We start from the raw sequence: 24,742 nt of genomic DNA on the forward strand, positions 1-24,742 counted from the left end.
CCTCGTGGGCAACACTCAGGTGATTTCGCTAGTCTGAAATGTCGAGTGTTGCGACTCGGGCAGACGTCCGGGTCGCGTGAGGAGACTATTCGTGCGTTTCGTATGGGCCGTCGTGGCCTTCGTGCTGGCCACGGTGCTGATCGGTGCCGGGATCGCCCAGCGCACCGTCTTCATGGGCCCGTCGTCGCAGCAGATGCAGGTGAAGATCGATGAGCCCGCGCCGTTCGTGCTCATGGACGGCGATGTGCTCCGCGCCCGCCCCGGTGCGCAGACCCTGTTGCTCCGTGGTGAGGGCGAGATCTTCGCCGCCTACGGGCGCACCGCCGATCTGAAGGCATGGCTCGCCGATTCGGACTACAACCAGGTGAGCCTTGACAAGGCCGGTCGTCCGACGGTGGAGGCCGTCGCAGCGACAGTCGCCGATGAGCCGGCCGAAGGCGAGGAACAGCCGGTCGAGGGAGAGGCGCCTGCGGACGATACCGCGGGTCGCAACCCTGCCGGCTCCGATCTGTGGCTCGACTCGTTCAGCGAGAAGGACGCCCTGATCGCAGACAACATGCAGCTTCCCGAGGGCATGAGTGTGCTGATCGCCCATGACGGCACGCAGGACGCGCCCGACAACATCGTCGTGTCCTGGCCGCTCGACACCTCCACTCCCTGGGCGGGTCCGCTCATGGCGGCCGGCGCAGCGGCACTGCTCGCAGGCCTGGTGATGTACGTTCTCGGCATCCGGCACCAGCGCCGCGGGCGTGGTCCACGCCGCAAGGGCCCCGGCCCGATGCCCGCGACCGAGCCGATCGAGCTCGCCGCCATTCCGCCGGCGGAGCGCGATGCGATCGAGGCTCCGGTCGGCGAGCCGAAGGCGACGGACACGACCGGGCACTCGGACGACGACAAGGAACCGGAGGCGCGGACATCCATGCGCGCACCCCGTTCGGCGCGACGTCGTCGGATGCTGGCGCTGCCCGCGCTCGGACTCACGGCGATTCTCGCCGCCGGCTGCTCGGCGGATTCCTGGCCGCAATTCGACGCGGCGTCGCCGACGCCGTCCCCGACGCCCACGGTGATCGCCCCGGAGAACCAGAAGCCGCCGGCCGTGACCGAGGCTCAGGCGGCGCGCATCCTCCAGGAGGTCTCCAGCACCCTGGTGGAAGCCGACACCGCTCTCGACCTCGAGCTCGCGAAGACCCGCCTCGATGGCGCCGCGCTGGCCGCTCGGGGTACCGAGTACGCCCTGCGCACAGCGCTCCCGGAGACTCCGGTACCGGCCGCGATCCCGACCGAGGACATCGAGGTCGTGCTCCCCGAAGCCACCGACCGTTGGCCGCGCACCGTGCTGCTCCTCTCGAAGAGCACAGCCGACGAGACCGTGCCGCCGGCGATCCTCACCATGACTCAGCAGGATCCGTGGTCGAACTACAAGGTGACGAACATCGCCGAGATGCAGGCGTCGTCGAAGGTTCCCGACCTCGCCGCCCCTTGGCTGGGCACCTCGATCGTGCCGGCGGATTCCGCCTTCCTCAGCATGGCGCCCGGTGAGGTCGCCGCAGCGTTCGCCGATGTCGTCGATACGGGGGAGCAGAGTGCCTCCTACGGACTGTTCGATGAGCTCTCGCTGAACCTCGCGACATCGATCCGGGACAGCCGGCAGGCGGTGGTGCAGAACCTCATCGACAACAACGCCGCAGCCACCGCTCAGACGGCGTTCGACATCGTGCCGTCCGACTCGGCGCCCGTGTCGATGACGACGCTCGACAGCGGGGCGATCGTCGCGGTCTCCCTCATCGACAAGGAGACGGTGACGCCCACCTCGGGCGACGCCGTCATCCGGTTCGGTGACAACGCTCAGGCGAAGGCGCTGACCGGGGCGACCGAGTCGGCCAAGGGCGTCGAGACGACCTACGAATTCCAACTGTTCTTCGCGGTGCCGGCACAGAGCTCGACGGAGCAGATCCGTCTTCTGGCCGCCCGCCAGGACATTCTCAGTGTGCAGGTGATCAAGTGAGCGAAATCTCCCCCGCCGCCCTTCGGGGTGCCGTCGACCTCTCCTCGTTGCGTGGCCGGTCCACGCGGCCGGCAGCCGCTGCCAGCACGGCGGCGCCCGGCATCGTCGATGTCGTCGTCGATGCGACGGACGAGTCGTTCGGCCAGATCCTCGAACTGTCGCGCACCGTCCCCGTGGTGGTCGACCTCTGGGCCGAGTGGTGTGGACCATGCAAGCAGCTGAGCCCGATCATCGAGAAGGTGACCAGGGAACTCGGGGGCCGCGTTCTCCTCGCCAAGGTCGACGTCGACGCCAATCCCCAGCTCGCACAGGGCTTCCGGGCGCAGTCCATCCCGATGGTGGTCGCGCTGATCGCCGGTCAGCCGGTGCCGATGTTCACGGGCGCTGTGCCGGAGACGCAGGTGCGTGAGGTCTTCGCTCAGCTACTGCAGCTTGCGGCGCAGAACGGTGTCACCGGCACTCTTCCGCTCGGCGACGGCGCAGCCGAGCCGACCGAAGCCCCGGAGGAGCCGCCGATGCCGCCGCTGCATGCGGAGGCGTTCGCCGCCATCGAGGCCGGGGACTATGCCGCGGCGATCGTCGCATACGAGAAGGCACTCGCGGAGAACCCGCGGGACGAGGAGGCGATCGCCGGTCTCGGCCAGGTGCGGTTGCTCGACCGCGTGCAAGGACTCGATCTGCAGGAGGCCCGCGCCGCCGCTGCGGCCGCCCCGCTGGATGTGCCGGCGCAGTTCGCCGTCGCCGACCTCGACCTCGCCGGCGGACATGTGGACGACGCCTTCGGTCGTCTTCTCGACCTGTTCCAGGCGCTTCCCTCGGATGAGCGCCCCCCGGTGCGCGAGCGACTGGTCGAACTGTTCGGCCTGATCGGAGCATCCGATCCCCGGGTCATCACCGCCCGCAACCGGCTTTCATCGCTGCTGTTCTGAAGCGCGGTCTGAACCGCCGTCAGAAGGGCTCGGGACCGATCGGTCCCGAGCCCGTCCGCGTTTCAGCCGTGGTTGACGGTCGGAACATGCGGCTCGGGCTGGTGCCGCAACCACAGCGTGGACAGCGCCGGCAGCGTCACGGTCGCCGTCGGTGCTCCCTCGCCGTCGGAGTGCGCCACGACCATGCCGAGGTTGCCCGAACCGCGACCGCCGTAGTCCGCGGCATCCGTGTTCAGGATCTCCTGCCAGACGCCCTCCCGCGGGAGGGCGAGGCGATAGCCGGCGTGCTCGACGCCGGCGAAGTTGCTGATGACGACCAGCCGTCCGCCGTGCGCGTCACGCCGTTCGAACGCGATCACCGTCGGATCCCAGCTGGGCGCGCCCAGCCGAGTGAAGGATGAGCTGTCGTTGTCGCGTTCCCACAGCGGCGCCTGGGCGCGATACGTGCTGTTCAACGCGCCGATGAAGCTCTGCAGCTGCGCGTGCGACGGCTGGTCCAGCAGCCACCAGTCGAGTTCGCGTCCTTCAGACCACTCGGCGATCTGACCGAACTCCTGGCCCATGAACAGGAGGTTCTTGCCCGGGTGGCCCCACATGTACCCGAGGTAGGCGCGGACGTTGGCGAGCTTGTGCCAGTGGTCGCCCGGCATCTTCGCCAGCAGGCTTCCCTTTCCGTGCACGACCTCGTCATGGCTGATGGGGAGGAGGTAGTTCTCGCCGAAGGCGTAGACGAACGAGAAGGTCATCTCGCCCTCGTGGTGGGCGCGGTACATCGGATCGCGCTCGATGTACTGCAGGGAATCGTTCATCCACCCCATGTTCCACTTGAACCCGAAGCCGAGCCCGGCGTGACTGGTCGGGGCGGTGACGCCGGGGAAGCTGGTCGACTCCTCGGCGATCATGACGACCCCCGGATGCAGCCGATAAGCCGTGGCGTTGACCTCCTGCAGGAACCGGATGGCCTCCAGATTCTCCCGTCCGCCGTGGATGTTCGGCTCCCACTCGCCCTCGTTGCGCGAGTAGTCCAGGTACAGCATCGACGCGACGGCGTCCACGCGCAGCCCGTCGACGTGGAACTCGCCGAGCCAGAAGAGAGCGTTCGCGACGAGGAAGTTGCGTACCTCGTTGCGTCCGTAGTCGAAGATCAGCGTGCCCCAGTCCTGGTGCTCTCCGCGACGGGGATCCGGGTGCTCGTAGAGCGCCTGCCCGTCGAAGCGGGCCAGCGCGAACGCGTCCTTCGGGAAATGGCCGGGAACCCAGTCCATGATCACGCCGATGCCCGCCTGGTGCAAGCGGTCGATCAGGTACTTGAGGTCGTCCGGGCTGCCGAAACGGCTGGTCGCGGCATAGTAGCCGCTGACCTGGTAGCCCCACGAACCGCCGAAGGGGTGCTCGGCGAGCGGCATGAACTCGACGTGGGTGAACCCGGTCTCGGTCACGTGCGCGATGAGCGGGTCGGCGATGTCGCGGTAGCCGAGGCCGTGGCGCCATGAACCGAGATGCACCTCGTACACCGATAAGGGCTGCGCGACCGCATGCGTCGCCGCTCTCCGAGTCATCCAGGCCCCATCGGACCACGTGTGCGTAGAGCTCGTGACCACCGAGGCGGTGCCAAGCGGCACCTCTGCGGCCAAGGCCATCGGATCAGCCTTGAGAATCCATCCGCCGCTCCTCGTGCGGATCTGGTACTTGTACTTGGCGCCGATCGAGAGATCCGGGATGAACAGCTCCCAGAGGCCGCTCACGCCCATCGAACGCATCGCGTGCGCTTCGCCGTTCCAGTCGTTGTGGTCGCCGACGACCCTGACCGCGGTGGCATTCGGCGCCCATACGGCGAACGAGACGCCCGACTCGCCGTCGACCGACAGCGGATGGGCTCCGAGCGCCTGCCAGAGCCGCTCGTGCCGTCCCTCGGCGATCAGGTGCAGGTCCAGCTCGCCCAGGGTGGGAAGGTGCCGGTAAGGGTCGCCGGCGATCGTCTCCTCGACGTCGGTGTATGCGGTGGCGACGCGGTACGGGACGGGTGGTCCGTCGTGGCGTGCCTCCCAGATCCCGTGGGCGGCGTGCTCGAGTTCGAGCCGCGTGCCGTCCGCGAACACGGCCGCGACGGACGAGGCGAGGGGACGCCGTACCCGGATCACCGTCACGGTGCGATCGGCGGCGGTCGTGATCGGATGCGCTCCGAGGAGGGCGTGCGGTTCGTGATGGGATCCCGCCGCGACAGCCTCCCAGTCGGCGGAGACGCTGATGTCTTCTGCGTAGCTCATGCTCGCTCCTTCACCCTCAGAATGTGCACCGGCTCGGCGAAGGCGTCGAGCCGCACATAGTTGTGGTCGCTCCAGGTCCAGACGCTGCCCGAGAGCAGATCCTCGACCTCGAAGCTCTCGCCGAGCGGGATGCCCCACACGCGCGTGTCGAGGTGCACCGTCGTCTGCCGCACCGAGTGGGGGTCGACGTTGGCGACCACGATGATCGTGTCCGGCTTGCCGGTTCCGGTGAACGCGGCATCGAGGTGCTTGCTGTACACGAGGATCGAATCGTCGTCGCTCCAGTGCACCGAGAAGTTGCGAAGCTGGCGGAGCGCGGGATGGGTGCGGCGGATCTCGTTCAGGCGGCGCAGCAGTGGCGCGAGGGAATCGCCTCTCTCCTCGGCGCCGTCCCAGTCCCGGAACTTGTACTCGTACTTCTCGTTGTCGATGTTCTCCTCGGACCCGGGCCGGGCGACGTTCTCGACGAGCTCGTAGCCCGCATACACGCCCCAGATCGGCGCTGCGGTTGCGGCGATCGCCGCGCGGATGCGGTAGGCGGCGCGTCCTCCGAACTGGAGGTATTCGGTGAGGATGTCGTGCGTGTTCACGAAGAGGTTCGGCCGCATGAAGTCGGCGGTGTCGTGCGAGACGGACGTCAGGAACTCCTCGAGCTCCGCCTTCGTGTTCCGCCAGGTGAAGTACGAATAGCTCTGCTGGAAGCCCGCCTTCGCGAGGCTCTGCATCATCGCCGGTCGCGTGAACGCCTCGGACAGGAAGATCACGTCAGGATCCTCGCCGCACACGATGCCGATGAGCCACTCCCAGAACTGCACCGGCTTGGTGTGCGGGTTGTCCACGCGGAAGATCTTCACCCCCTGCGACACCCAGTGCCGCACGACTCGGAGCACCTCGGCATAGATGCCGGCCGGGTCGCGGTCGAAGTTGATCGGATAGATGTCCTGATACTTCTTCGGGGGATTCTCGGCGTACGCGATCGTGCCATCCGGCAGCACTGTGAACCATTCCGGATGCTCCACGACCCAGGGGTGATCCGGAGCGGCCTGCAGCGCGAGGTCGAGTGCGACTTCCATCCCCTCCTTCTGAGCGGCGCGGACGAAGGCCCGGAAGTCGGCGGCGGTTCCCAAGTCTCGGTGGATGGCGTCGTGGCCGCCGTCGGCGGAGCCGATCGCATACGGGGAGCCGGGATCACCCGCCAGAGCCTCCAGCGTGTTGTTGCGCCCCTTGCGGTTGATCTCCCCGATCGGGTGGATCGGAGGCAGGTAGATGACGTCGAAACCCATGCCGGCGACGCCCGGCAGGCGCTTGATCGCGGAGCGGAACGTCCCGCTCTTGACCGTTCCGTCCTTCAGGCGCTTCGCCCCTTCGGAGCGGGGGAAGAACTCGTACCAGGCGCCGACTCCGGCGAGTTCCCGCTCGACGACGATACGGAGCGGTGCGGACGCGGAGTGCAGCGTACTGAGGGGCCGTTCGGCGAAGATCGTGGCGAGTTCTGCGTCCGTGGCGACGGCTGAGATCTGTTGCGCGTCCGCATCCTGCATCCGCTGCGCGGCAGCCGCCAGGTGCCGCCGCTGAGCGGCCGGACGGCCCTTTTCAGCGGCCGCGCGCACGAGGAGCTGCGCGCCGAGCGCGGCCATCACCGGTGTGTCGACGTCGACCGCGGCCTTCAGCTCGGCGGCGTGCGCCCAGGTCGCGAAGTCGTCGGAGAACGCTTCGAAGCGGTAGGTCCAGGCGCCTCGTTCGTCCAGCGCGACGTCAGCGCGCCAGCGGTCGGTCCCGTCCCGGAGCGGGGCGAGACGGTGCAGGCTCTCCTCGCCACCCGGAGAGGTCAGCCGGAGATGCACGCCGATGATGTCGTGTCCCTCGCGGAAAGCCGTCACCCCGAACGGCACGACCTCGCCGGCGAACGCCTTGGCGGAGAACCCGCCGGGCACCCGAGGCGACGGCGACACCAACGGGATGCGCGTCGTGCGCAGATCCTCGGAGTCGTCGGTGTGCCCCAGGGGGCGCAGCGGAATCTGGACGGGGCTCCGAAGAGCCGCTGTTCGGGTGTCGTTGCGTGAGGCCACTAGCTGAATGTACCGCCCTCGCACCTCGGCTGGAAGCGAGCCGCCGGGGTGGCCGCCGACCTCGCTTCATTCGACGCGGAAAAGCCTCATCGAGGTCCCAGGGGTGGGGAGCACATCTCCGGGCGCGAACACCTCCGTGCTCTCCGACGGGCGCTCTTCGGCGCTCGACCAGAGCGAGACGAATCGTGTCGCGTCTTCGATCTCCTCGGGCAGACGGACATCGGTCGGCGACTCCGTGCCGTGCACGATCAGGAGGATGCGGTTGTACGACTCCTTGTCCGGCGTCGACGCGGCGACGTACTGAAGCGTGCGGTTGCCGGGGTCGGTCCACTGACCGGCCTCCATCGTCTCGCCGTTCTGGTCGTACCAGTCCATGACACTGGCATTCGGGATGTGCTCGCCGAGTCGCGCGTAGCGACTCGGACGCAGAGCCGGGTTGTCGGTGCGCAGCTGGATCAGCCGGGTGACGTGCGCGCGCAGATCCTCCTGCCACGGCTCGAACTCCCACGGGAACCAGCTGAGAGGCGAATCCTGAGCGTAGGCGTTGTTGTTGCCCCGCTGGGTGCGGCCGAACTCGTCGCCGGCGGTGAGCATCGGGATGCCTGCGGAGAGCAGCAGCGTGCCGAGCAGATTGCGCATCGCCTTGCGACGCGCGGCCAGGATGCCCGGGTCATCGGTCGGACCCTCGATGCCGTGGTTGAACGCGCGATTCATGTCTGCGCCGTCGCGGTTGTGCTCCCCGTTGCCCTCGTTGTGCTTGACGTCGTAGGACACGAGATCGTGCAGGGTGAAGCCGTCGTGCGAGGTGATGAAATTGACGCTGGCCAGCGGTCCGCGGCTCTCGCTGAAGGTGTTCGACGAACCGGCGAGGCGAGTGGCGAAGCCGCCGATGCCCACCGGGGCGGATGCGCGACGGGCGTAGTCGATGTCGCTCAGCCAGAAGTTGCGCACGCGGTCGCGGTAGCGGTCGTTCCACTCGTGCCAGCCGGCGGGGAAGTTCCCGGTCTGCCATCCGCCGAGACCCACATCCCAGGGCTCGGCGATCAGCTTCGTGTCCTGCAGGACCGGGTCGGCGGCGATGGCTGCGAGCAGAGGGTGGTCCGGCGTGAAGGTGTGGTCGCCATCCCGGGCGATCGCCGCGGCGAGATCGAATCGGAACCCGTCGATCTGCATCTCCTGCGCCCAGTAGCGCAGCGAGTCGAGCACGAGACGCGCGCCGGCGTCCGTCGCCGTGTTGAACGTGTTCCCGCACCCCGTGGTGTCGATGTAGGCGCCATCGGCCTGCTGGCGGTAGTACTGCGCGTTGTCGATGCCGCGGAAACTGGATCGGGGTCCACCCAGACCCTCCTCCGAGGTGTGGTTGTAGACGACATCCAGGATGACTTCGAGCCCGGCCTCGTGCAGCAGGCGCACCATGCCCTTGAACTCGGCGAGGACCGCCTCCGGGCCGCCCTTGCGGGCCTGCTCCGTGGCGTACGCCGTGTGGGGCGTGAAGAAGTTGAGGGTGTTGTATCCCCAGTAGTTCGTCAGCCCGAGCTGGAGCAGCCGGGGCTCAGGGACGAAGGCATGCACGGGGAGAAGTTCGACCGAGGTGATGCCGAGGGAGTGGAAATGCGCGATCATCGCAGGATGCGCGAGGCCCGCGTACGTCCCGTGCAGGGCGGGCGGAACATCGGGGTGCCGCTTGGTCAGGCCTTTGAGGTGCCCCTCGTAGATGACCGTGCGATCCAGCGGGATACGGGGCTTCTGAGAATCTCCCCAGTCGAATCCGTCGACGATGACGACGGAGCGCCATTCTTCGTATCCGTCGCCCTGTGCGAGACCTCGGGCGTACGGATCGAGGAGGAGCGATTCCGGGTTGAACGTGTTCCCGGGCCCGTGCGGCCCGTCCACGCGGACGGCGTATCGCGTTCCGGGTTGCAGAAGCTCGGTCGTGACCTCCCAGACGCCTCCGGGACGGCGTTCGAGAGGAAGCTCGTCGGTCACCCAATCGAGGTCGGTCGCGTCGAAGATGACGAGTTCGACGGCGGACGCGTTCTGCGACCAGAGGCGGAGAGTTCCCACCCCGTCGTGAAGACGAACGCCGAGGTTGTCGAGTGCGGCTCCCCCCAGAGGAGCGGCAGCGGGCTGCGGACACATGAGCAATAGCCTAGGCCCGCGCGGCTCGGCAACCGCGCAACGCCGCGTCCCCGCCCGGGTGGGAGGATGGAGGGATGCGGTACTACCTCGATCATGCGGCGACATCGCCCCTCCGGCCGGAGGCGCGGGATGCGTGGCTCGATGCGACGGATCTGACCGGAAACGCCTCGTCCACGCACGGCTCCGGTCAGGCTGCGCGCCGCCTTCTCGAGTCGTCCAGGGAGCGGACGGCAGCTGTCCTCGGGGCGGACCCGATCGAGGTGGTCTTCACCTCCGGAGGCACCGAATCCATCAACCTGGCGCTTCAGGGGCTCTGGCGGGCGCGGGACCCGCATGCCCGCGCGATCGTGCTTCCGGATGCCGAGCATCACGCCACGTTCGACACCGTGGCCGCGTTGGCTGCCGACGGCGCCGAGGTACGGGCCGTGCCGGTGACATCTGACGCGCACGTCACGCCTGAGGCCTTCGGCGCCGCGATGGCGCCCGCGGGCTCGGCGCGCGCCGCGCTGGCGACCGTCCTCGTCGCCAACAACGAGGTGGGAACCGTGAACGACGCGGCCGCCCTCGCGGCGGTCGCTGCAGACGCCCTCGTGCCGCTCCACCTCGACGCGGTCGCCGCGCTCGGCCACGTGCCGCTGTCCTATCGGGAACTGCGCGGGAAGGCCCAACCGGGATCGGGACTCGTCGCGCTGAGTGTTGCCGGGCACAAGATCGGAGCGCCCGTCGGCACCGGCGCACTGGTCGTGGATCGCACGGCTCGAATGGCACCGCTGCAGCATGGAGGGGCGCAGCAGCGCGGCTTGCGAGCCGGTACCCAGGACGTCGCCGGAGCCGCGGCGTTCGCTGTGGCGCTGGAGCTGGCCGAGGCCGAACGACGCAGTGAAGGCGTCCGGCTGCGGATCCTGCGCGACCGCCTGGTGCAGGGGATACGCGCAGCGGTTCCGGCATCCGAACTGCTCGGCGATCCGGTGAACCGTCTGCCGGGCAATGCCCACCTGCTCTTTCCCGGGGCCGTCGGCGAGAGCCTGCTCTTCATGCTCGACACGGCAGGCGTGTCCTCTTCGACGGGGTCGGCCTGCCAGGCGGGCGTCGCGGAACCGTCGCATGTCGTCCTCGCGATGGGTCGCAGCGAGCGCGACGCACGCAGCGTCATCCGGCTCACTCTCGGCAGGACCTCCGGCGATGCCGAGGTCGACGCGGTGCTCGCCGTGATCGCGGACGCCTATGCGCGCGCATCCGGGACCAGCACAGGCAACCGCTCGTAGACTGGACCCATGCGGATACTGGCAGCCATGAGCGGCGGAGTGGATTCCGCCGTCGCGGCCGCTCGTGCCGTGGAGGCGGGACACGACGTCGTCGGCGTGCACCTGGCGCTCTCTCGTGCGGGCGGCACCCTGCGAACGGGCAGCCGAGGGTGCTGCACGATCGAGGACGCGCTCGACGCGCGCCGCGCGGCCGACATGCTCGGCATCCCGTTCTACGTCTGGGACTTCTCCGAGCGATTCCGCGACGACGTGATCGACGACTTCATCTCCGAGTACCGGGCCGGACGTACTCCGAACCCCTGCATGCGCTGCAACGAGAAGATCAAGTTCGCGGCTCTCCTGGAGCGGGCGATCGAGCTCGGGTTCGACGCGGTGTGCACCGGACACTACGCGACTCTGATCCACACTCCGGCGGGACTCGAACTGCACCGGGCCTCCGATGCGGCCAAGGACCAGTCCTATGTCCTCGGCGTCCTGACGACGGAGCAGCTGGCGCACACGTACTTCCCCCTGGGGTCGACGCCCTCGAAGGCCCTGGTCCGGACGGAGGCGGCTGAGCGCGGGCTCAGCGTCGCCCAGAAGCCCGACAGCCACGACATCTGCTTCATCCCCGACGGCGACACGCGCGGCTGGCTCGCCGAGAAGGTGGGCGCGGAGACCGGGGAGATCCTCGATCGCGCCGGCGAGGTCGTCGGCACGCACGAGGGTGCCCATGCGTTCACCGTCGGGCAGCGGCGCGGGCTCAAGCTCGGTGTGCCGGCCGCTGACGGCAAGCCGCGATTCGTCCTCGAGGTGCGCCCGGTGTCGAACACCGTCGTGGTGGGGCCGAAGGAGGCGCTCGCGATCGCGGAGATCGCGGGGGAGCGCTTCTCCTGGGCGGGAGCGGCGCCCGACTCGTCGGAGTTCGACTGCGAAGTGCAGATCAGAGCGCATGCGGACCCGGTGCCGGCCACGGCCTTCGTGACCGACGCCGGTGTACGGGTCGTGCCGGATGTCGCGCTCGACGGCGTCGCACCCGGTCAGACCGCCGTCCTCTACGTCGGCACCCGCGTGCTCGGCCAGTTCACCATCGATCGCACGGTCTCGGCGGTTCCGGTCGAGGCGTAGAGCGCTTTTCCCTGTGTTTGTCGCACCCCACTCGTAGACTGGCGAGGTGCCGGAGAACATCTCACTGGAAGCAGCCCGCAGCGAGGTCGAAGAGCTGACCACCCGCATCCTCGAGGCGAAGGACGCGTATTACGGGCGTGACACCTCGCTCGTCGACGACGCGACGTACGACGGGTGGATGCATCGGCTGGAAGAGCTGGAGCGGCTGCATCCGGAACTCGCCGGACAGGATTCGCCGACGCAGATGGTGGGCGCCGCTGAATCCACCGGGCTCGCGACCATCGAGCATGCCGAGCGGATGCTGAGCCTCGACAATGTCTTCTCGATCGACGAGCTGCGCGAGTGGGCATCGAAGGCGCAGGCCTCGTCGGGACGAGAGGTGGCTTGGCTCACAGAGCTCAAGATCGACGGCCTCGCGATCAACCTCCGGTACGAGGACGGCGTGCTGACTTCGGCGGCCACCCGCGGAGACGGTCGCGTCGGCGAGATCGTGACCGAGAACGCCCTTCGGTTGCCGGAGATCCCGTCGCGCCTGTCCGGGAGCGGGCATCCGACGATCGTGGAGGTCCGCGGCGAGGTCTTCATCCCGGTCGCGGCGTTCGAGCGCCTGAACGCGGCGCAGGCGCGTTTCCGCGACCTCGCCTACGCCGACGCGCTCGAGCGCTGGACCGCCCGCGGCGGTGCGAAGAGGCCGTTCGATGAGGACAAGGCCCGTACCGCCGCCGCCCGTCGTTTCCCCTCCTTCGCGAATCCCCGCAACGCCGCGAGCGGCGGGCTGCGGCAGCAGATCGAGAAGAAGAGCGGGCTCGAACTGGAGGCGGCGCTGCTGCGGGTGGAATCGCTGTCGATGTATGTGCACGGCATCGGCGCGTGGCAGAATCCGCCGGTCGCCACGCAGAGCGAGGTGTACCGGCTGCTCGCGGAATGGGGCCTGCCGACGAGTCCGCACACGAAGGTCTGCCACGGCATCGACCAGGTGGTGGAGTTCGTGGAGCATTTCGGCGAGCACCGGCACGACATCGAGCACGAGCTCGACGGAATCGTGGTCAAGGTCGACGAGCTGGCTCTGCACGACGAACTCGGGATGACGAGTCGCGCCCCGCGGTGGGCGATCGCCTACAAGTACCCGCCGGAGGAGGTGCAGACGAAGCTTCTCGACATCGTCGTCTCGGTGGGCCGCACCGGGCGCGCCACTCCGTTCGCCGTTATGGCCCCGGCGCACGTCGCGGGCTCTGTGGTGAGGCAGGCGACGCTGCACAACAAGGATGTCGTCAAGGCGAAGGGCGTCCTCATCGGCGACACTGTCGTGCTGCGCAAGGCGGGTGACGTGATTCCCGAGGTGCTCGGACCGGTGGTGGAGCGACGCGACGGTACCGAACGCGAGTTCGTGATGCCGTTCGGGTGCCCCGAATGCGGCACGCCGCTGCGTCCGATGAAAGAGGGCGACATCGACCTGCGTTGCCCGAACGCGCGCTCGTGTCCTGCGCAGGTGCGCGGACGTGTCGAGCACATCGGCTCACGCGGCGCGCTCGACATCGAGGCGCTCGGCGAGGTCACGGCGGCGGCCTTGACGCAGCCCACGTCTCCGGAGACCCCTCCGTTGCAGACGGAAGCCGGGCTCTTCGCGCTCACCCTCGATGAGATCGTCCCGATCGAGGTCGTCGTGCGCGATGCCGAGACCGGGTTGCCCAAGGAGGATGACGACGGCGTGGTGAAGACGCGTTCGCCGTTCCGCCGGAACCCCTCGGCAGCCGAGCGGAAGTCGGGGCTGATCGGGCCTCAACCGTCATCGCAGGCTGTGACGCTGCTCGCCGAGCTGGAGAAGGCGAAGACGAAGGACCTCTGGCGTCTGCTGGTCTCGCTCAACATCCGCCATGTCGGTCCGGTCGCCGCACGTGCACTGGCGCAGTGGTTCGGCTCGCTCGACGCGATCCGCGCAGCATCGAGGGAGGAACTCGCCGGAGTCGACGGCGTGGGCGGGATCATCGCGGACTCCCTGCTGGCGTGGTTCGAGATCGACTGGCACCAGGAGATCGTGCAGCGGTGGGCGGAGGCCGGAGTCCAGTGGGCGACGCCGGGACACGCGGGGCCGGGAGCAGCCGTGACCGAAGGGGGCGTTCTCGACGGTCTCACCGTGGTGGCGACCGGATCGCTCGACGGCTACACGCGCGACGGAGCCCAGGAGGCGATCATCCAGGCCGGCGGCAAGGCGGCGTCCAGCGTCTCGAAGAAGACGGACTTCGTCGCTGCCGGTCCCGGCGCGGGGTCCAAGCTCGCCAAGGCCGAGGAGCTCGGCATCCGCATCCTCGACGCGGCGCAGTTCCACATCCTCGTCACCCAGGGGCCGGACGCACTGGGTGGCTGATCGCCTCATCGTCGTCAACGGCATAGCCGGCGCCGGCAAGACGACGCTCGCGGGTCCGCTGGCCGGGGAGCTCGGCATCCCGCTGGTGTCGAAGGATGCCATCAAGGAGGCGCTGGGCGACGCGATCGATGCTCATCTGCCGACCCGCTCGGTCGGTGCGCTGGCCACAGACGCACTGTGGCGACTGGCCGGGATGCTCGATGGCACGGTGATGGTCGAATCGGTGTGGCTGTCCGGACGCGACGAGGACTGGTTCCGCCGCGGGTGGGAGTCCATCGGCTCTCCCTCGGGCATAGAACTCTGGTGCGAAGCTCCTCGCGAGGTGATGCGAGATCGGTACCTGACGCGGCCGCGCCACCGCGTGCACGACGACCAGGCGCGTATGGCCGAATGGGAGTCCGCGGCTGCGGTGGCGGCGCCGATCACCGACCTCCCGCTGCTCCGGGTCGACACCTCGACAGCAGTCGACATCTCGGCGTTGGCCGCGAGCGTTCGACGCACGCTGGCGTGAGCTCGCGACGCGCTGGCTGACGACGAAACACGAAATTCCGCACGAGACACCACGTCAGACGTGGTGTCTCGTGCGGAATATGACGTCTCCGCGCGTCGTGCTCAGCCCTTGTGACGGGGCTTGCGGAACTCGCGGTCGCCCGTGCTGCGCGGCGCGCGGTCGTCGTCATCGCGCGAGCGGCGTCCGGGAGCACCGCGGTCGGCCTTGATCTCGATCAGGCGGCCCGAGATGCGCGTGTCGCGCAGCTTCTCGAGTACCGACGGATCCATGTTCGCGGGCAGTTCGACGGTCGAGAAGTCCGGACGGATGTTGATCACGCCGAAGTCGTCGCGGCCGAGGCCGCCCTCGTTCGCGAGCGCGCCGACGATCTGGCGCGGTTCGACGCGGTGACGACGCCCGACCTCGATACGGTAAGGCGTGTAGTCGCCGCGACCACGACGATCGGTACGCGGCTCGCGGTCGGTGCGCGGAGCACGCGTGCCTCCGGCGGAGTCCCGTGCAGGACGGTTGTCAGCTGCCACGGCCTTCGAGAGCGGGTCGTGAGCCGGGTCCAGCAGAAGCGGCGTCTCACCCTGCGCCACGACGGCGAGGGCGGCGGCGACGTCGCCCTCGGGAACGTCGTGGTTGCGGACGTAGTGCGCGACGATGTCGCGGAATCCTTCGATCCGGGCGGTCTCCGAGAGCGCCGCCGTGATCGCGTCGTCGAAGCGCGCGAGGCGGGTCGTGTTGACGTCTTCAGTGCTGGGCAGCTGCATCTGAGTCGGCTGCTGGCGCGTGGCCTTCTCGATGCTCTTGAGCAGATAGCGCTCGCGCGGGGTGATGAAGCTGATCGCGTCGCCCCTGCGTCCGGCGCGGCCGGTGCGGCCGATGCGGTGCACGTACGACTCGGTGTCGGTCGGGATGTCGAAGTTCACGACGTGGCTGATGCGTTCGACGTCGAGACCGCGAGCGGCGACATCGGTGGCGACGAGGATGTCGAGCTTGCCGTCCTTGAGCTGGTTCACCGTGCGCTCACGCTGCACCTGGGCGACGTCGCCGTTGATGGCGGCCGCTGAGTATCCACGGGCACGCAGCTTCTCGGCGAGCGTCTCGGTCTCGTTCTTGGTGCGGACGAACACGATCATGCCCTCGAAGTTCTCGACCTCGAGGATGCGGGTGAGCGCATCGACCTTCTGCGCGTACGACACCACGAGGTAGCGCTGCGTGATGTTCGTGCCGGTCGCGGTCTTCGACTTGATGCTGATCTCTTCGGGATCGCGCAGGTACTGCTGCGCGAGACGACGGATCTGCGGGGGCATGGTCGCCGAGAAGAGGGCGACCTGCTTCTCCTTGGGAGTCTGCGCGAGGATCTGCTCGACGTCCTCCGCGAAGCCCATCTTCAGCATCTCGTCGGCCTCGTCCAGCACCAGGTACTTCAGCTCGGAGAGGTCGAGGGTGCCCTTGGCGAGGTGGTCCATGATGCGGCCGGGGGTGCCGACGATCACGTGCACGCCACGACGAAGCGCCGAAAGCTGCACACCGTAGCCCTGTCCGCCGTAGACGGGGAGCACATGCACGCCCTTCATCTTCGCGGAGTACGACTCGAAGGCCTCGCACACCTGGAGGGCGAGCTCGCGGGTGGGGGCGAGGACGAGAGCCTGCGGGATCTTCTGCGAGATGTCGAGACGCTCCAGCACGGGCAGCGCGAACGCCGCCGTCTTGCCGGTGCCGGTCTGGGCCATTCCGACGACATCGCGTCCGGCGAGCAGCGTCGGGATCGTTGCTGCCTGGATGGGGGACGGCGTCTCGTAGCCGAGGTCGCGGACCGCTCTGAGGACGGGGCCGGTCAGGCCGAGTTCCTCGAATCCAGGAGTTTCAGGGGTTTCGGGGGCATCGGCGTTCACAGCGTCTTCAGGAGTCACTAACTAAAGGTAGCGCCTCCGCGTCGCTCGCACCTGTGAAGTCGGCTCAGGAGCCGGTCGTCAGCGCGACGAGCTTCTCCTTCACCTGGCGCCGCAGCACCTTCCCGATCAGCGACTTGGGGAGTTCGTCGACGACGAAGACGCGCCGCGGCACCTTGTAGGGGGTCAGGATTCCGCGGGCGAACTCGCGGATCGCTTCGACGTCGGCATCCGAGACCTCCGCGATGACGATCGCGGCGACGACCTCCTCACCGGAGTGTTCGCTCGGCAGCCCCACCACCGCCGCGTCGATCACCTGCGGATGCTGACGCAGCGCGTTCTCGACCTCAGTGGGCGCGACGTTGAAGCCGCCCGTGATGATGAGCTCCTTTATCCGGTCGACGATGCGGATGAATCCGGCCTCGTCCACCGTCACGATGTCGCCGGTGCGGAACCAGCCGTCGACGAAGACGGCATCCGTCTCCTCCGGCTTGCCGTAGTAGCCGGAGAAGACCTGCGGGCCTCGGACGATCAGTTCACCGGCGGCTCCGGCCGGAACATCGACGGTCGGCGCATCCGGGTCGACCACCCGGCACTCCGTCCCGGGGAGGGGCAGTCCGACGGTGCCGGGAACCCGGCTCTCGGCGACGGGGTTCGCCATCAGCACGGGGGAGCACTCGCTGAGTCCGTAGCCCTCGACGAGGTAGCCGTGCGTCGCCTCCTCGAACGGCACGACGAGGTCGTGCGGGAGCGCCATCGCGCCGGAGATCGCCACTTCGATCCCGTCGAGGGACACTCCTCTGCTCTTCGCCGCGGCCAGCAGGCGATCGGCGATCGGCGGGACGAGCGGAAGGAAGGTCGCCGGGTGCTTCTTGACGACGTCGAGCACCAGATCAGGATCGAACTTCGGGAAGAGCACCAGCCGGGCTCCCATCGACATCGCGAAGGTGAGGCACAGCGTGAGCCCGTAGGCGTGGAACATCGGCAGCACCGCGTACACGACGCAGCCCTTGCCGCGCTGGATCGATGGCACCCACGCCTGCGCCTGCGCGGCGTTGGCGAGGAGGTTGCGATGGGTGAGCGAAGCGCCCTTGGGGGTACCGGTGGTGCCCGAGGTGTACTGGATGATGGCGAGATCGTCGGCTCCCGGTGCCGGGTGCGAGGTCGGCAGCGGTGCGGACGACACCAGAGCATCCCAGGTCACCGTGCCGCGCACCTTCTCGGTGAGGGCGGCGCGCGACTCGCGTGCCTTGGCGACCGGCAGGTGCAGCGCGACGCGCGTGAGGTACGGCATCGCCCGGGTGACGTCGACCGAGATCAGGTTCGACACGACGAGGTCGGCGGGGAACTCCTGCACCGTTCCGACGACCTTGTTCCACACGATCGCGTGCTTCGCTCCGTGGTCCTCGAACTGCTTGCGCAGCTCGCGCGGGGTGTACAGCGGGTTGTGTTCGACGACCACGGCGCCGAGTCGCAGCACGGCGTAGAACGCGACGATGTGCTGCGGGCAGTTCGGCAGCACGATCGCCACCGGGTCTCCGGCGCGCACGCCGAGATCGCGCAGACCGGATGCGGCGCGGTCGATCGCCTCCTGCAGGGCGGCGTACGTCGTCTCCCTGCCGAAGAACTGCAGCGCAGGGGCATCCGGATACTCCCGTGCGGACGCCGCCACGATGTCGACCAGCGAACCTTCGACGGGCGAGAGATCTTCCGGAACTCCTGCCGCATAGCTGGAGATCCAGGGGCGAGGGGGATCGTACGTCGTCATGCCGACAGCCTATGCGGGCGGCAGTCCCGGGCGTCCCGTCGCCCGGCCTGGTTACAATTCCCCTGTGGACAGGCAGACAACGACCGCGCTCCTCCGCGAGCAGTTCTACCCGGTCCTGAAGGCGCAGGGATTCACCCGCAGCGCGGATGTGCTGCGGCGTGTTGCCGAGCCGGTCGCGCACGTCGTGGAAGTCGTGCACCAGCCGCGTCGTGGGGTGTTCCGCGTCGACCTCGGCGTGCATCTCACCCTGCTCGGCGACATGTCTCATCACGTCATCGATCCGGCAAAGCTTCGCGAAGCTGACTGCGCCTGGCGGTCATCCATCATCCCGGGGTTCCGCAACGATCATGACCCTGACTTCGTCTACGGCTCGACCGCGGAAGAGGCGTCCGAGGCGGTGTCGTTCCTCGTCTCGGAGTGGGACCGGCAGTCCGACGCGTTCTTCGGCCGCCTCACCGTCTGGCCCGGCGATTTCCACGAGGCCGCACGCGCAGCGAGGGCCGACCCGCCGCACCCCGCCCACCTGCTCACATGGGCACGGGTCGCGGCCCTGGCGGGCGATCTGGAACTCGCCCGAAAGTGCGCTGAGATCGCGCTGCCGAGCGTCCCCATCCGCGCCACCAGCCTCCGCGGCGACCTCGAAAGCATCGTCCACGATCCACAGACCGCCGTCCCGCAGCTGCGTTGACCCGAATAATGCTCACAACAGGTTGACGTTCCCTCTGATTCCTGACGCAATCCGTGGGATCAACCCTGGCCATTCCACCTTGACAGAGCCAAAGCGGGCGGCAAGGGACACAGACCATCCGGATCTAGACTGGTGTGGTGTCTGAAATCACCCCTGATCTTGTGCGCCATCTCGGCGTGCTCGCGCGCATCCAGTTGAACGACGACGAGGTGTCGCGGCTCACCGGCCAGCTCGACGCCATCGTCGACAACATCGCGAAGGTGTCGCAGGTCGCGACCGCCGACGTTGTCGCGACGAGTCATCCGATACCGCTGAGCAACGTCTTCCGCCCCGATGTCGTCGGGCAGCCGCTCACGCACGAGCAGGTGCTGCAGAACGCACCGGATCAGGCCGACGGCCGCTTCCGCGTCACCGCGATCCTGGGAGAAGAGCAGTGAGCGACATCATCCGCCTGACCGCAGCGGAGCTCGCCGGCAAACTCGCCTCGCGCGAGGTCTCCAGCGTCGAGGCGACGCAGGCGCACCTCGACCGCATCGCCGCCGTCGACGGCGACGTCCACGCCTTCCTGCACATCAACGAGCACGCGCTCGATGCTGCCGCCGCGATCGACGCGCGCCGCGCAGCCGGCGAGCAGCTCGGACCGATCGCCGGCGTCCCGCTCGCCATCAAGGACGTCCTGGTCACGACCGACCAGCCGACGACCAGCGGCTCGCGCATTCTCGAGGGATATCGTTCGCCCTACGACGCCACCGTGGTCGCCCGCTCTCGCGCAGCAGGACTGATCCCGCTCGGCAAGACCAACATGGATGAGTTCGCGATGGGCTCCTCCACCGAGCACTCCGCATACGGCCCCACCCGCAACCCCTGGGATCTCGACCGGATCCCCGGTGGTTCCGGCGGTGGCTCCGCGGCTGCCGTCGCCGCCTTCGAAGCCCCGCTCGCCCTCGGCTCCGACACCGGCGGATCCATCCGGCAGCCCGCACACGTGACGGGAACGGTCGGCGTCAAGCCCACGTACGGCGGCGTCAGCCGCTACGGCGCCATCGCCCTGGCGTCGAGCCTCGACCAGGTCGGCCCCGTCACCCGCACCGTGCTCGACGCGGGACTGCTGCACGATGCGATCGGCGGGTACGACCCGAAGGACTCGACCTCTCTGCGTGACGCCTGGCCGTCGTTCGCCGAAGCCGCTCGTGAGGGCGCCAGAGGAGACGTGCTCAAGGGCCTGAAGGTCGGCGTCATCCGTGAGCTTCCGGACAGCGGCTTCCAGCCTGGCGTCGCCGCGTCGTTCCGCAGCGCACTCGCGCTGATGGAGGCGCAGGGCGCGGAGATCGTCGAGATCGGGGCACCGCACTTCGAGTTCGGCGTGGCCGCGTACTACCTGATCCTCCCGGCGGAGGCCTCGAGCAACCTGGCCAAGTTCGATTCGGTCCGATTCGGGCTGCGTGTCACCCCCGACGGAAACCCCACAGTCGAAGACGTCATGTCGGCGACTCGCGACGCCGGGTTCGGCGATGAGGTCAAGCGCCGCATCATCCTCGGCACCTATGCCCTGTCGGCCGGTTACTACGACGCCTATTACGGCAGTGCACAGAAGGTCCGGACTCTCATCCAGCAGGACTTCGCGCACGCATTCGCCGATGTGGACATCATCGCGACGCCTTCGGCGCCGACCACCGCGTTCAAGATCGGCGAGCAGGTCGATGATCCGCTGAAGATGTACCTGAACGACATCACCACGATCCCGGTGAACCTCGCCGGAGTCCCGGGCATCTCGATCCCCTCGGGTCTCGCCTCCGAGGACGGCCTGCCCGTCGGCATCCAGTTCATCGCTCCGGCACGCGAGGACGCCCGCCTGTACAAGGTCGGCGCCGCGCTCGAAGCAATACTGCTCGACTCGTGGGGCGCCCCGCTCCTGAACCGCGCACCCCAGCTCACGGGAGGAACCCGCTGATGGCCGCCGCCAAGCTCATGGACTTCGACAAGGCGCTCGAGCTGTTCGAGCCCGTGCTCGGCTTCGAGGTGCACGTCGAGCTCAACACGAACACGAAGATGTTCTCGGATGCGCCGAACCCCGCGAACGAGCTGTACCACGCGGCCGAGCCGAACACGCTCATCGCACCGGTCGACCTGGGCCTCCCCGGTTCGCTGCCGGTCGTGAACGAGACGGCGATCCGCTCGTCGATCAGCCTGGGCCTCGCCCTCGGCTGCTTGATCGCCGAGTCGAGCCGCTTCGCCCGCAAGAACTACTTCTACCCCGACCTCGGCAAGAACTACCAGATCTCGCAGTACGACGAGCCGATCGCCTTCGAGGGCTCGGTCGAGGTGGAGCTCGAGGACGGCACGATCGTTCAGATTCCGATCGAGCGCGCGCACATGGAGGAGGACGCCGGCAAGCTCACCCACATGGGCGGCGCGACCGGCCGCATCCAGGGTGCCGAGTACTCGCTCGTCGACTACAACCGTGCCGGTGTGCCCCTCGTCGAGATCGTCACGAAGACGATCTTCGGCACCGACCACCGCGCCCCCGAGGTCGCGAAGGCGTATGTCCAGACCATCCGCGACATCGTGCGCAGTCTCGGCATCTCGGAAGCGCGCCTCGAGCGCGGCAACCTGCGCTGCGACGCGAACGTGTCGCTGCGCCCGCGAGTTGCGGAAGGCGAGCAGCCGGCCCCGCTCGGCACCCGCACCGAGACGAAGAACGTCAACTCGATGCGCTCCGTCGAACGCGCCGTCAAGTACGAGATCCAGCGTCAGGCGCAGATTCTCGCTGACGGCGGCACGATCAGGCAGGAGACGCGGCACTGGCACGAGGACACCGGCGCCACATCTCCTGGTCGCCCGAAGTCGGATGCCGACGACTACCGCTACTTCCCGGAGCCCGATCTGCTGCCCGTGCAGCCGCCGGCCGAGCTGATCGAGGAACTGCGTGCGGCTCTGCCCGAGCAGCCTGTCGCCCGTCGACGTCGCCTGATGACCGAGTGGGGCTTCACGGACAAGGAGTTCCAGGACGTCCGCAACAACGGGCTGGTCGGAGAGGTCGAGGCGACGATCGCCGCCGGCGCATCCCCGGCTGCGGCGCGCAAATGGTGGACCGGTGAGATCACCCGCACAGCGAATGTGCAGGGCAAGGATGCTGCTGAGCTCGTCAGCCCGGCAGATGTGGCCGCCCTTCAGCAGCTCGTCGAGGCGGGCACGCTCACTGACAAGCTGGCACGTCAGGTGCTCGAGGGCGTCATCGCGGGCGAAGGGACGCCGCAGCAGGTCGTCGATGCACGTGGTCTGGCGGTCGTCTCCGATGACGGCGCACTGATCGCCGCCATCGATGACGCGCTGGCGAGCCAGCCGGACGTGATGGCGAAGATCCGCGATGGCAAGGTTCAGGCAGCCGGTGCAGTCATCGGCGCCGTCATGAAGGCGATGAACGGCCAGGCCGATGCCGCTCGCGTGCGCGAGTTGGTCCTGGCTCGCGCCGGTGAACCCGAAGCATAAGCACTCCGCGGGCTGACCGCTCCTCCCGGACCTCGTGTCCGAGGTCCGGGAGAGAATGGGCACATGGGACACGGTGACGGCAGAGGGCGCGTCGTATCCTCCGACGGCGCCGACGATACGGGCACCCGCATCCTGCACGTCGACATGGACGCGTTCTACGCGGCGGTCGAGGTACTCGACGATCCGTCACTACGCGGGCTCCCGCTGATCATCGGTGCGCCGGACGGCCGCTCCGTCGTCTCCAGCGCCTCGTACGAGGCTCGGCGCTACGGCGTGCGTGCGGCGATGCCGGTGTCGCAGGCGCTGCGGCTGTGCCCCTCGGCCCGCATCGTCCTTCCGCATTTCCACCGGTACCACGAGGTCTCCCGCCAGGTGATGGAGATCTTCGAGTCGTTCACGCCGCTCGTCGAGCCGCTGTCGGTCGACGAGGCGTTCCTCGACGTGCAGGGGGTACGTCGGCTGTGGGGGAGCCCAGCGCGAATCGCTCAGCTCATCCGGGAGCGCGTACAGGCGGAGGTCGGGATCACCTGCAGCGTCGGAGTCGCCGCGACGAAGCACGTGGCGAAGATGGCGTCGACGATCGCGAAGCCCGACGGGATGCTGGTGGTCGCCGCCGCCGACACACTGGATTTCCTGGCGCTCCGCCCGGTGCGGGCCATGTGGGGTGTGGGGCCGAAGGCTGCAGAGGCGCTGGAGGGTCGCGGCATCCGCACCATCGGCGACATCCGCGAGTCTTCCCGGGAGATGCTCGATCGGGCGGTGGGTGCGGCTCTCAGCGCCCGTCTGACGCAGTTGGCGTGGGGCGAAGACGCGCGACTCATCGAGACGGAGCGCGTGGAGAAGAGCATCGGGCACGAGGAGACGTTCGATCACGACGTCATCGATCGTGTGTACCTCCGTGCCGAGCTGCTGAGGCTTGCCGATCGTGTCGCCGCCCGGCTTCGGCGCGCGGACTGGGAGACGGGGACCGTGGCCATCAAGATCCGCTTCGACGACTTCCGCACTCTCAGCAGATCGCAGACCCTTCCCGAGGCCACCGCTGTGGGTCAGCGGATCGGAGAGGCCGCGCAGGCGCTCTTCGAACAGATCGAGCGTCGCGACCCGGTTCGCCTGGTCGGCGTGCGGGCCGAGAACCTCCGCCCGGCGGGTGGCAGTGTGATGGGGCTCTGGGACGACGACGAGGACTGGCGGCGCGTCGAGGGTGCGGTCGACGATGCCGTCGCGCGTTTCGGCAATGCCACGATCACCAGAGCGCGCCATCTGGGGCGCGGTGAGGGGCGCGGCGCAGCGCAGCACCCGAAGGCTCACGGACTGGATTGACGTTCCGAGCGGCCCGGTCGTGGGTTAGCGTGGGTTCATGCCCAACATCGCACTGGAACTCGGGAAGAACGCCGGATCCTTCGGCGTGAACAGCGCCTACGGAAACACGCAGACGGTCGACGGCGCGGAGTTCACTCCCGTCGCGTTGACCTGCACCGGATTCGGTGGCGGATCAGGTGGTGCCGACGGCGCCGCGGAGGGCGAGGGCGGTGGAGGCGGTGGCATCGCGATCCCGCTGGGGGTCTACGTCCGCCGCGAAGAGGGTCTGCGATTCGAGCCGAACTTCGTCTCGCTGCTCGCCGTCGCGATCCCCTTCGTCTGGGTCGCAGGACGGGCGATCACCCGCATCATCCGTGCACTCAAGAAGTGAGGACCCCGTCGCGGCTGCTCTGGAGCATGCCGCGGCACTGATCGCGGATGACGTGAAGGCCTTGGCCGCTGCCAACCCGGTGGTGCTCATCGACGGATGCAGCGGTGCCGGCAAGTCCTCGCTCGCGCAGCGCCTACTCCGGCGGTGGCCGATGGCTGGCCGGGTGCAGTTGATCGCGCTGGACTCGATCTACCCGGGGTGGGATGGTCTTGACGCCGGGGTAGAGCGCGCCGCCGAATGGATTCTGAGGCCGCACGGCCGTGGCCTCCTGGGCACGTGGCGACGGTGGGACTGGGAGGCCGAGGCGGATGCCGAGAGCCATGCCGTGGATCCCGCTCTCGGCGTCATCATCGAGGGGAGCGGTTCCCTCACACCCTTGACCGCCAAGCTCGCCGACGTCGGAGTGTGGGTGGACGCTCCAGATCATTCGCGCAAGTCACGGGCGCTCCGGCGCGACGGCGACACGTACCGGCCGCACTGGGACCGATGGGCGGCCCAGGAGCGTCGCCACATCGAGCGCGATGCACCACGGACGCTCGCGACGCGGATCGTCGAAATTCCCTGAACTCG

General features: G+C 68.3%; 18 protein-coding genes. 13 read left to right on the forward strand and 5 right to left on the reverse strand.

Annotated features, from left to right (window positions below):
* The first annotated feature begins 91 nt into the window (after positions 1 to 91).
* Positions 92 to 2,005 (forward strand): glycosyl transferase, encoded by a 1,914-nt coding sequence (locus tag CUR96_RS04215; RefSeq protein WP_245861079.1) that lies wholly within the window; start codon positions 92 to 94, stop codon positions 2,003 to 2,005.
* A complete protein-coding gene (locus CUR96_RS04220) occupies positions 2,002 to 2,934 on the forward strand; it encodes a tetratricopeptide repeat protein (RefSeq protein WP_102192025.1) in 933 nt (310 codons plus the stop codon). The genes CUR96_RS04215 and CUR96_RS04220 overlap by 4 nt, the downstream gene beginning before the upstream one ends.
* A gap of 62 nt (positions 2,935 to 2,996) precedes the next feature.
* Here CUR96_RS04220 and glgB read toward each other — a convergent pair whose 3' ends face one another.
* The 3 genes from glgB to glgX all read right to left on the reverse strand — a co-directional run bounded on the left by glgB (position 2,997) and on the right by glgX (position 9,409).
* Complete coding sequence (glgB, locus tag CUR96_RS04225) at positions 2,997 to 5,201, reverse strand: 1,4-alpha-glucan branching protein GlgB (protein ID WP_102192026.1); 2,205 nt, start codon at positions 5,199 to 5,201, stop codon at positions 2,997 to 2,999.
* Positions 5,198 to 7,270 carry a maltotransferase domain-containing protein gene (locus tag CUR96_RS04230; protein ID WP_102192027.1) on the reverse strand — a complete coding sequence of 691 codons (2,073 nt, stop codon included), beginning with the start codon at positions 7,268 to 7,270 and terminating at the stop codon, positions 5,198 to 5,200. Before CUR96_RS04230 ends, glgB begins: the two co-directional genes overlap by 4 nt.
* 66 nt (positions 7,271 to 7,336) lie before the next feature.
* Positions 7,337 to 9,409, reverse strand: a complete 2,073-nt coding sequence (gene glgX, locus CUR96_RS04235) for a glycogen debranching protein GlgX (RefSeq protein WP_102192028.1) — start codon at positions 9,407 to 9,409, stop codon at positions 7,337 to 7,339.
* A 74-nt stretch (positions 9,410 to 9,483) separates the two neighbouring features.
* On the opposite strand from glgX, the gene CUR96_RS04240 reads away from it, so the two are divergent.
* Genes CUR96_RS04240 through CUR96_RS04255 form a run of 4 tightly spaced genes read left to right on the forward strand, consistent with a single transcriptional unit; the run spans position 9,484 to position 14,657 of the window.
* Positions 9,484 to 10,674: a cysteine desulfurase family protein gene (locus tag CUR96_RS04240; RefSeq protein ID WP_102192029.1), complete on the forward strand. Its 1,191-nt coding sequence runs from the start codon at positions 9,484 to 9,486 to the stop codon at positions 10,672 to 10,674.
* A 9-nt stretch (positions 10,675 to 10,683) separates the two neighbouring features.
* Entirely contained in the window at positions 10,684 to 11,781 is a 1,098-nt protein-coding gene (mnmA, locus tag CUR96_RS04245) for a tRNA 2-thiouridine(34) synthase MnmA (RefSeq protein ID WP_102192030.1), read from the forward strand.
* Between the two features lie 46 nt (positions 11,782 to 11,827).
* Entirely contained in the window at positions 11,828 to 14,146 is a 2,319-nt protein-coding gene (gene ligA, locus CUR96_RS04250) for an NAD-dependent DNA ligase LigA (RefSeq protein WP_102192031.1), read from the forward strand.
* A complete protein-coding gene (locus tag CUR96_RS04255) occupies positions 14,139 to 14,657 on the forward strand; it encodes an AAA family ATPase (protein WP_180968929.1) in 519 nt (172 codons plus the stop codon). The genes ligA and CUR96_RS04255 overlap by 8 nt, the downstream gene beginning before the upstream one ends.
* 101 nt (positions 14,658 to 14,758) lie before the next feature.
* On the opposite strand, the gene CUR96_RS04260 is transcribed toward CUR96_RS04255, so the two are convergent.
* Both CUR96_RS04260 and CUR96_RS04265 read right to left on the reverse strand, forming a co-directional pair.
* The gene (locus tag CUR96_RS04260) at positions 14,759 to 16,558 is read right to left on the reverse strand and encodes a DEAD/DEAH box helicase (protein ID WP_432612408.1); all 1,800 of its coding nucleotides are present in this window, start codon (positions 16,556 to 16,558) and stop codon (positions 14,759 to 14,761) included.
* 46 nt (positions 16,559 to 16,604) lie between these two features.
* Positions 16,605 to 18,305: a long-chain-fatty-acid--CoA ligase gene (locus CUR96_RS04265; RefSeq protein WP_102192034.1), complete on the reverse strand. Its 1,701-nt coding sequence runs from the start codon at positions 18,303 to 18,305 to the stop codon at positions 16,605 to 16,607.
* A 64-nt stretch (positions 18,306 to 18,369) separates the two neighbouring features.
* Between CUR96_RS04265 and CUR96_RS04270 the strand changes: the two genes are divergently transcribed.
* From CUR96_RS04270 to CUR96_RS04300, 7 genes are all read left to right on the forward strand, one after another.
* Entirely contained in the window at positions 18,370 to 18,993 is a 624-nt protein-coding gene (locus CUR96_RS04270; RefSeq protein WP_102192035.1) for a hypothetical protein, read from the forward strand.
* A gap of 137 nt (positions 18,994 to 19,130) precedes the next feature.
* Complete coding sequence (gene gatC, locus CUR96_RS04275; protein ID WP_102192266.1) at positions 19,131 to 19,430, forward strand: Asp-tRNA(Asn)/Glu-tRNA(Gln) amidotransferase subunit GatC; 300 nt, start codon at positions 19,131 to 19,133, stop codon at positions 19,428 to 19,430.
* Positions 19,427 to 20,944: an Asp-tRNA(Asn)/Glu-tRNA(Gln) amidotransferase subunit GatA gene (gene gatA / locus CUR96_RS04280; RefSeq protein WP_102192036.1), complete on the forward strand. Its 1,518-nt coding sequence runs from the start codon at positions 19,427 to 19,429 to the stop codon at positions 20,942 to 20,944. Before gatC ends, gatA begins: the two co-directional genes overlap by 4 nt.
* On the forward strand, positions 20,944 to 22,482 hold the full coding sequence (gene gatB / locus CUR96_RS04285; RefSeq protein ID WP_102192037.1) for an Asp-tRNA(Asn)/Glu-tRNA(Gln) amidotransferase subunit GatB: 1,539 nt from the start codon (positions 20,944 to 20,946) through the stop codon (positions 22,480 to 22,482). The genes gatA and gatB overlap by 1 nt, the downstream gene beginning before the upstream one ends.
* A gap of 63 nt (positions 22,483 to 22,545) precedes the next feature.
* Positions 22,546 to 23,802, forward strand: a complete 1,257-nt coding sequence (gene dinB, locus CUR96_RS04290; protein ID WP_102192038.1) for a DNA polymerase IV — start codon at positions 22,546 to 22,548, stop codon at positions 23,800 to 23,802.
* 37 nt (positions 23,803 to 23,839) lie between these two features.
* Positions 23,840 to 24,172, forward strand: coding sequence for a hypothetical protein (locus tag CUR96_RS04295; RefSeq protein WP_102192039.1), 333 nt, complete (start codon positions 23,840 to 23,842; stop codon positions 24,170 to 24,172).
* The gene (locus CUR96_RS04300) at positions 24,156 to 24,737 is read left to right on the forward strand and encodes a hypothetical protein (protein ID WP_102192040.1); all 582 of its coding nucleotides are present in this window, start codon (positions 24,156 to 24,158) and stop codon (positions 24,735 to 24,737) included. Before CUR96_RS04295 ends, CUR96_RS04300 begins: the two co-directional genes overlap by 17 nt.
* Positions 24,738 to 24,742: the final 5 nt, after the last annotated feature.

Origin of the sequence: Microbacterium aurantiacum, from assembly GCF_002872075.1 — a bacterium.
Taxonomy (GTDB): domain Bacteria; phylum Actinomycetota; class Actinomycetes; order Actinomycetales; family Microbacteriaceae; genus Microbacterium; species Microbacterium aurantiacum_A.

Excerpts from the sequence above, each read along its gene's own strand:
- glgB (WP_102192026.1), bottom strand. The coding sequence starts at position 5,201 with ATGAGCTACGCAGAAGACATCAGCGTCTCCGCCGACTGGGAGGCTGTC.
- glgX (WP_102192028.1), bottom strand. The coding sequence starts at position 9,409 with ATGTGTCCGCAGCCCGCTGCCGCTCCTCTGGGGGGAGCCGCACTCGAC.
- dinB (WP_102192038.1), top strand. The coding sequence starts at position 22,546 with ATGGGACACGGTGACGGCAGAGGGCGCGTCGTATCCTCCGACGGCGCC.
- CUR96_RS04240 (WP_102192029.1), top strand. The coding sequence starts at position 9,484 with ATGCGGTACTACCTCGATCATGCGGCGACATCGCCCCTCCGGCCGGAG.
- gatB (WP_102192037.1), top strand. The coding sequence starts at position 20,944 with ATGGCCGCCGCCAAGCTCATGGACTTCGACAAGGCGCTCGAGCTGTTC.
- CUR96_RS04295 (WP_102192039.1), top strand. The coding sequence starts at position 23,840 with ATGCCCAACATCGCACTGGAACTCGGGAAGAACGCCGGATCCTTCGGC.
- CUR96_RS04265 (WP_102192034.1), bottom strand. The coding sequence starts at position 18,305 with ATGACGACGTACGATCCCCCTCGCCCCTGGATCTCCAGCTATGCGGCA.
- mnmA (WP_102192030.1), top strand. The coding sequence starts at position 10,684 with ATGCGGATACTGGCAGCCATGAGCGGCGGAGTGGATTCCGCCGTCGCG.